Genomic DNA, 7,584 nt, shown 5'->3' with positions numbered 1-7,584 from the left:
TCATCCGGGTCAACACGGTGCACCCGACGGGGGTGAACACCCCGATGATCGTCAACGACTTCATAGCGCGGATGCTGCCCAGCACGGACGCCCGCCTGCAGAACGCGTTGCCGGTGGAAATGGTCGAGCCGGTGGACGTCTCGAACGCGATCGTGTGGCTCGCTTCCGAGGAGGCCCGCTACGTCACCGGTGTGTCGCTGCCGGTGGACGCCGGGTTCCTGCAGCGGTGACCACGCCGGCAGCACCTGCCACCCCGATCGGGTTCGAGGCGCTGGTGGGCGGTCTTCCGCTCGCACCGGGAGCGGCGTGTGGCACATACTGGCCGTCCCACAGGCAACGGCTAGCCCCGAAATCGGCTGCCACCAGGCCCGCTGGTCGGAACCTGTTCGTCCGAACGGGTCATGTCGGAGGCGCGTAGCACTGGACACGAGGACTTCCAAGTGACGACAGCTGAGCAGGTGGTCTCCCGCATCCTGCGGGACGTTCCACAGCCGATCTGGGTGGTCGACGCCAACGGGCGCATCACGTTCGCGAACCCGGCGGCGGTCGCGGCACTGGGTTATCAGGACAACCGCGAGTTCCTCGGAAAGCCGAGCCATACGACCGTCCACTACTGCCCACCGGACCGTCCGGGGGGTGATGAGAACTGCGTCCTCCTCGCGCCGGCTCGTACTGGCAAGGCTGCGCACGGTGAGAGTGAGTCCTTCATCCGGCGCGACGGCTCCCTGTTCCCGATCGCCTGGTGGTCCTCACCGATCGAACTGCCGACCGGTCGCGGTGTGGTCCTGGCGTTCACCGACATCACCGAACGCCTACGTGCCGAGCAGACGGCGCGGGAGCGCGACGCGGCCACCATTCGTGCCACGGAGGCCAAGGCGGCGCAGCGCCGCATCATGGAGCAGACCACGGAGATCCGCCGCCAGATCGCCCGAAACCTGCACGACGGGGCACAGCAGCGGCTCGTCGCGTTGATGGTCAGTCTGGAACTCGCCCGCGGCGAGCTCGCCCCCGGTGACTCCGACTTGCGAGTGTTCCTGGACAGCTCCGTGACCGAGACCCAGAGCGCGATCGACGAGCTCCGCGAGCTCGTCGCAGGACTCCATCCACCGACGCTCCAGTGCTACGGGCTCATGGCTGCCATCCAGGGCCTCGCCGACCGGATGCCGATACCGAGCCGGATCACGAGCAACCTCAGCAGGCGACTGTCGGAGTCCGTCGAGGCGAGCGCGTACTACGCCGTTGCCGAAGCGATGGCGAACGCGGTGAAGCACGCGGGAGCGAACTGCGTGACGGTGTCCGTTTCGTTCGACGGAAAGGAGCTCGACATCAGGGTCACCGACGACGGGATCGGTGGTGCCTGGGTCGGTACAGGTTCCGGGCTCGTCGGGCTCGTCGATCGGATCGGCGCTCACGACGGCAAGGTCGAGGTGGACTCTCCGCGCGGAGGCGGCACTACCGTCCGGATCACGATCCCGGTGGATCCGAAGGTCGCCGGCCGGCGGAAATCGGTGAAACCCGGTGGTCACCCCTTGCGGGAGGTGTAGGGCGTGCGCTGGTTGCGGAGGTAGGCGAGCACGGCGAGCACGCGGCGGTGCTGGGTCCGGTCGGCCTTCCGCAGGCCGAGCTTGGTGAAGATCCCCGTGACGTGCCGCTCGACGGCCGGGACGGTGACGACAAGGCGCTCGGCGATCCCGGCGTTGGTGTGGCCCTCGGCCATCAGGGTCAGGACCTCGTGCTCGCGTGGTGTCAGCCGGGCGACCGGACGGGGTCCGTTGTGCCGGCTGACGAGGTGGGCGATCACGTCGGGGTCCAGGGCGGACCCGCCGGCCGCGACACGGCGGACTGCGTCGAGCAGGCTTGCTGGGTCGGCAACTTTCTCCTTGAGGAGGTAGCCGACCCCTTCGGGATGCGTGCCGACCAGATCGAGCGCGTAGTTGGCGTCGAGGAACTGTGAGAGCAGGATGATCCCGATCTCCGGCTGTGCGGCGCGCAGTTCGAGGGCGGCTCGCAGGCCGTCGTCGTCGTAGTTCGGGGGCATCTCGATGTCGGCCACCACGACGTCGGGCTTCAGGTCCAGTGCCGACCGGCGCATATCGTCGGCGTTGTCGACTGCGTCGACCACGTCGACGCCGTCGCGTTCCAGGATCCGGACGATGCCCTCGCGGACGAGGGCGTTGTCCTCGCCGACGATGAGCCGCAGTGCGGCCACCGGCTCAGGGTACGGAGGCCGATGGCGGTTGTCTGTGGGGTTCGCCCTACACCTGCCCTCGGGTTTGCATCGCTTCAATCCTGGTGGACACGCAATGGGCGCGAATGGCTGCCGTCGGCACACTCGCCTGTACGGACGACCTCCGGAAAGGAAGTCAGATGTTCGGCACAACAGGGATACGTCGCAAGACGGTCACCGGATCGTCCGGGGACGCCGACCCGGCGTCCCCTGCCTCGATGCGCCGGCTCGGGAATCTCTCGTTCGTCCCGCATCTGCCCAGTCCGAGGTCGCCAGGATCGGTCGATCGTCTTCTCGACATGATGCTGATGTACGTCCACGAACACCTGGCCGACCCGAACCTGCAGGTCGGCAAGCTGGCGCGGCGACACCACGTGTCGGTCAGCTACGTGTACACCGTGTTCGAACCGATCGGGACCACGCCCGCTGCGTACCTGCGCGAGCAACGGCTACGCGCGGCACAGGTGATGCTGTCGGACCCGCGGTATGCCTGGCTCGGGACGCTGGACATCGCGGCTGCGGTGGGGTTCGTCGACCGCAGGACGTTCGAGCGGGCGTTCCGGCGGCAGTACGGGATCACTCCCAGCTGTTGGCGCCGTGAGCATTGTCCCGGATCTGCTTCCGCGCCCTCACGGGGGAAGTACCGCCGCCAGGGCCCGGACGGGATGCGGGAAGCCAGTTAGCAACGGATCTGAATTCCTTGACGGAACGCCGACGGCAATTCACCGGAAGGAAGATCATCTAATGAGTAAGCCCGTTCTGGAACCCGCGGCCCAGGAGATCGCCGACGCCACCTCGAAGCCGCCGTTCCTGCACGAGTTGGGCCCCGACGGTGCCCGCAAGGTGCTCGACGACATCCAGGCCGCGCCGATCGACAAGCCCGACGTCGACGAGAAGTGGATCACCGTGCCGGCCCAGGTCGGTGACGTGCGGGTCCGCATCGTCAAGCCCGTCGGTGCGACGGGTGTGCTGCCGACGGTGCTCTACGTGCACGGCGGCGGCTGGATCCTGGGCAACGCCGGGACACACGACCGGCTGGTCCGCGAGTTGGCCGTGGGCGCCGACGCGGCGGTGGTGTTCGTCGAGTACGACCGGTCGCCGGAGGCGCGCTATCCGGTGGCGATCGAGCAGGCCTACGCCACGGCACAATGGATCACCCACGAGGGTGGCGCGGAGGGGCTGGACGCGTCGAACCTCGTCGTGGCCGGCGACTCGGTCGGCGGCAACATGACAGCGGTGCTCGCGATCCTCGCGAAACAGCGTGGCGACGTGACCTTCCTGCACCAGTCGATGTACTACCCCGTGACCGACGCCGGGCAGGACACCGAGAGCTACCGCACATTCGCCGAGGGCCCGTACCTGACCGCTGAGTCGATGGCCTGGTTCTGGGACGCCTACCTGCCGGAGAAGGACAAGCGCGGTGAGATCACCGCGTCACCACTGCGCGCGAGCCTCGAGGACCTCGCCGGCCTGCCGCCGGCGTTCGTGATCGTGGACGAGAACGACGTGCTGCGTGACGAGGGCGAAGCCTACGCCCGCCGGCTCACCGAGGCCGGCGTGCCGACCACCAGCGTGCGCTACAACGGCACCATCCACGACTTCATGATGCTCAACCCCGTCCGCAACACCCAGGCGGTGACCCACGCCGTCGCGCAGGCGATAGCGGTGCTGCGAACGGCCCTCGGCCGCTGACGGCATGGTCGCCGCAGACCGAGACCAGATGCCGGGCCACATCCCGGAGCGGGGTGGAGACCACTGTGTCAAACGGCGTGCCGGCCGGAGGCCGTCGGAGGGGTGAGGGTCTCCAGCACGGTCGTCCACTCCGGGTTGGGTGCACGTTGCGCCGGCGCGACGAGGGGTGCCGGCACCGGTCAACTGCTCGGCGTGCTGTCGCCGGCCCAGGGCGCGCCCCTCGACTGACCGAGTAGCCGCCGCTCGATCAGGTCGGCCCCGTGCACCACCCCACCAGTGGCAGCGAACCCGGCGGCAACCCGGCGGACCCCCTCGGTCATCGCCATTGCCTGCCGAACCTTGTCACGCAGTCGGGTCACGGTGAGGTCCTTGGCCGGCAGCCTGGTGCCGCACCTCGCTACCTCCACACGACGGGCGACCTCGAACTGATCGCGCCCCTGCGGCACCACGCATACCGGAACGCCTCGCACCAAAGCCTTTTGCGTCGTGCCCATTCCGCCGTGGGTGATGGCGCACGCCGCGCGGTCCAGCACCACGCTGTGCGGCACGAATTCGCAGACGGTCGCGTTCGCCGGCGCCGTGATCCCGGCCGGAAGGCCGGCCGGGAAGGTCGCCACGACGTGGACCGGCTCGTCGGCCAGTGCAGTGAGCGCCAGGAGCGCCTCGTCGGTGTCGCCCCGCCGCTCCGAGGACGTCGTCACCAGCACGATGGGCCGGTCGATAGCGGCCAACCATTCCGGCACTGCCTCCGGCGCGGGGTCGAATGCGCAGGCGCCGATCATTTGGATCGAGTCGTCCCAATCGGGATGCGGGTAGTCGAACGGTTGCGCGGTGGCGACGAGCTTCAGCGGTGGCCGGAGCACGAACTCATCCGCCGAGCTGACAGGCGACACACCGACCTGTGTGCGAATACGGTTGAGCGGACCCAATATCGCCTTGTCGAAAGCGCCGCTCACCATCGGTCGAACGAGCGCGTCCCGGGCCCGGCCGACGAAACCCGGCCACGGCCGCAGCCCGGGTCCCCACGGTGGTACACCTCGCGATCGCAGGAAAGGGAGAAAGGCATAGAACGACGCCCAGGGCAGCCCACTGGCTTCCGCCACCGCGGCCGCACCCCAGCAGTTCGCGTCGACGATCAGCACGTCGGGTGACACATCGGCGATCGTCTTGCGCAGGTCATCCACTTCGTACTCGGCACGCTGCGCGAACACATCGAACGCCCGCTGCAAGGCGGCCTTGGGATTCGCGAACTTCCAGTCGTCCAAGGGCGTGTCCTCGATGCGGGGATCGACGGCCTCCGTCGCGAAACCCAGGTCGCGACCGATCTCCACGCCGGCGGCAAGGGTGCGGAGCGCGATGTCGTGACCCCGGTCGCGCAGCTCGGTCAGCAGTACGCTGGTGGGAAACAGATGACCCATCGCGGGTGTCTGGTAAGCGAGTACCTGTGCCACTGCTGACCTTTCCTGGCAGGGTGGATTATCTGGGATGGTGCGATCTCGGGTCGGCGAATAGCCTGATCTTGGGAACACGTGTCGCCGTGGCGTTCTCTCACTCGCTGGTGAGGGAGGCCGCCGCCATCAGCCAGCGCCGGAGTAGCTCCTTGCGCACCTTGCCGTTGCAGTTGCGCGGCAGCGCTTGGACGTACTCCACCCGAGTTGGCAGGTACCACTCGGTCATGCCCTTCGCGGTGAGGTACTTGCGCAGCTGGTCGAGGGTGATCGGCGGCTCGGTGGCCGGGACGAGCACGGCGCACGCCAGCTCCCCGCCGTGGTTCTCCGGGTAACCGATGAGGGCGACGTCCGCGACGCCGGGGTTCTTCAGCAGCTCGGACTCCACATCGCTGACCGGAATCATGAACACCCCACCGATCCGGTCACCGGCGCGGCCCGCCACCCGGATCCCGCCGCGTCCGTCCGGCACGGCGAGGTCGCCGGTGTCGTACCACCCGTCGTCGTGCTCGGCGATGACGCTCAGCGCTCCGGAATCCAGTTCCACCGTGGCCACGCACACGCCACTGCCGCGGACGAACACCCGACCGGGCCGGTCCTCCGTGATCTCGGTGTCCGAGCGCAGGTCCAGCTCCATCCCCATGACAGGGCGGCCGTCGCTGTGCGCAGCCCAGTCCGGCGGGTCGTCGCTGCGCGTCACCGTGCCGATGCCGATCTCGGTCATCCCCCATCCGCTCAGCAAACGCGCCCCGAACACGTCCGACAGCTGCGAGACGAGCGGCTTCGGGATGGTCGTACCGACGCAGCGCACTGTCCGGAGAGCGGGCAGATGGGGGATCTTCCCGCCGATGGCCGCGATCATGTCGTAGACGAAGCACGGCGCACCCACGAAATGGGTGGTGCCGCTGTCGGCCAGCACCTGCACGCCCTGCTCGCCCGACCAGCCGTCGAGCAAGACCATGGACGCGCCGGCCAACAAGACCGCCTGGGCGTTGTTCTGCCCCACGTTGTGCATGACCGCGTGGGGGGTGAAGCGCACACTGTCGCGGCCGAAGCCGTCCAGGTCGCCGACGCTGATCGCAGAGGCGTACATCGTGTTCTGGGTGTGCAGCGCACCTTTCGGCTCACCCGAGGTGCCGGATGTGAAGAGAACCATGGCGACGCAGTCCGGGTCCTCCCACGCGTCGTCCAGCGCCACCGGGTGGCGCTGCTCCCACGGCGTTTCCTCGAAGAACGACCGGAAATCGATCTCATCGCCGACCGGCTCGCCGATCACCACCCGGTGTCGCAACTCGGGCAACCGCGACGCGATCTCCCCCAACGCCGCGGCGTGGTCGAACCCGGCCCACTCGTCCACCGTGACGCAGACTCGCGCGCCGAGAACCCGCAGCATCCGCTGCAACTCGCGCGGGCGGATCGTGGTCGTGATCGGCGCCACAACCGCCTGCAGCCGCAATGCAGCCAGTATCAAGGCCTGTGTCTGCCACCAGTTCGGCAGCTGACACGCCACCACGTGCCCCGGCCCCACACCCAACTCGTAGAGAGCGCCCGCGAACCGCTCGACATGATGGGCATATTCGGCATAGCTGACCACCGCTGAACCCTCATCCGCCCGGTAGGCCATGATCGCCGTCGCGTCCGGTGTCGCGTCCCGCCACCGGCACAAGTCGGATATCGCGCCCGAATTGCGCCAAAATCCTGCGTCGCGGAATCTCCGCGCTATATCGTCGGAAGATCGAATCGATTCGATGAGTCGCACTCTGAACTCCCTCGCGCAGTGGCTGCCCCACGGAGTTTACATCACATGACTGTAACGAAATCGCGCCGAAAGTCGTCTATGGCCGATTCCTGCTTTCTGCGGGGCTGGTTGGGCACGCCTGGGGTCGGGGTTCAGCATTGAACGTTCTGTCGGGCCGTGACGGAAAACACTGGAGGCGTTGATCAGCGGGCCCGGTCGGCGGCCGGGCCCGGGCGCCGACGACGCTGACCCGTCTGAAACCGCACGACTGAGCGCCCCCTGTCGGTCACGACCCCGAAGTGCCGCTCGCGGCTGAGGCCTGAGGTCCCCCGGGGCGCACCGCATCGGCCGGACGAGCGGCGCGGCCGTCCGATAGGACTGCACGAACGTGCCGTTCGTTCAGCTGGGACTTTGCGCGGGTCACGTCCCCGCTGGTGGTGTAAGTCCGGGGTCCCCGTTCGGCGTGCCTGAGCACGTAG

General features: G+C 68.1%; 7 protein-coding genes. 4 read left to right on the top strand and 3 right to left on the bottom strand.

The window, feature by feature from the left end:
- Together ABD743_RS39065 and ABD743_RS39060 are read left to right on the top strand one after the other, a co-directional pair.
- Window positions 1-230: SDR family oxidoreductase (locus tag ABD743_RS39065; RefSeq protein ID WP_344728866.1), on the top strand; the 230-nt coding region annotated here is incomplete at its 5' end.
- Between the two features lie 210 nt (window positions 231-440).
- Window positions 441-1,544, top strand: a complete 1,104-nt coding sequence (locus ABD743_RS39060) for a PAS domain-containing sensor histidine kinase (RefSeq protein WP_344728864.1) — start codon at window positions 441-443, stop codon at window positions 1,542-1,544.
- On the opposite strand, the gene ABD743_RS39055 is transcribed toward ABD743_RS39060, so the two are convergent.
- Window positions 1,523-2,200 (bottom strand): response regulator, encoded by a 678-nt coding sequence (locus ABD743_RS39055; protein WP_344728868.1) that lies wholly within the window; start codon window positions 2,198-2,200, stop codon window positions 1,523-1,525. The genes ABD743_RS39060 and ABD743_RS39055 overlap by 22 nt on opposite strands.
- Window positions 2,201-2,367: 167 nt before the next feature.
- On the opposite strand from ABD743_RS39055, the gene ABD743_RS39050 reads away from it, so the two are divergent.
- Both ABD743_RS39050 and ABD743_RS39045 read left to right on the top strand, forming a co-directional pair.
- Window positions 2,368-2,910, top strand: coding sequence for a helix-turn-helix domain-containing protein (locus tag ABD743_RS39050; protein WP_344728862.1), 543 nt, complete (start codon window positions 2,368-2,370; stop codon window positions 2,908-2,910).
- A gap of 61 nt (window positions 2,911-2,971) precedes the next feature.
- Complete coding sequence (locus ABD743_RS39045; protein ID WP_344728860.1) at window positions 2,972-3,919, top strand: alpha/beta hydrolase; 948 nt, start codon at window positions 2,972-2,974, stop codon at window positions 3,917-3,919.
- Between the two features lie 179 nt (window positions 3,920-4,098).
- Here the strand turns inward: ABD743_RS39045 and ABD743_RS39040 are convergent, their stop codons facing one another.
- Window positions 4,099-5,250, bottom strand: a complete 1,152-nt coding sequence (locus tag ABD743_RS39040) for a glycosyltransferase (protein ID WP_344728858.1) — start codon at window positions 5,248-5,250, stop codon at window positions 4,099-4,101.
- Between the two features lie 217 nt (window positions 5,251-5,467).
- Complete coding sequence (locus ABD743_RS39035) at window positions 5,468-7,126, bottom strand: AMP-binding protein (RefSeq protein WP_344728856.1); 1,659 nt, start codon at window positions 7,124-7,126, stop codon at window positions 5,468-5,470.
- Window positions 7,127-7,584 lie beyond the last annotated feature (458 nt).

Source organism: Pseudonocardia yunnanensis (assembly GCF_039534065.1).
Taxonomy (GTDB): domain Bacteria; phylum Actinomycetota; class Actinomycetes; order Mycobacteriales; family Pseudonocardiaceae; genus Pseudonocardia; species Pseudonocardia yunnanensis.
This window is presented reverse-complemented; position numbering and strand designations above follow the sequence as displayed.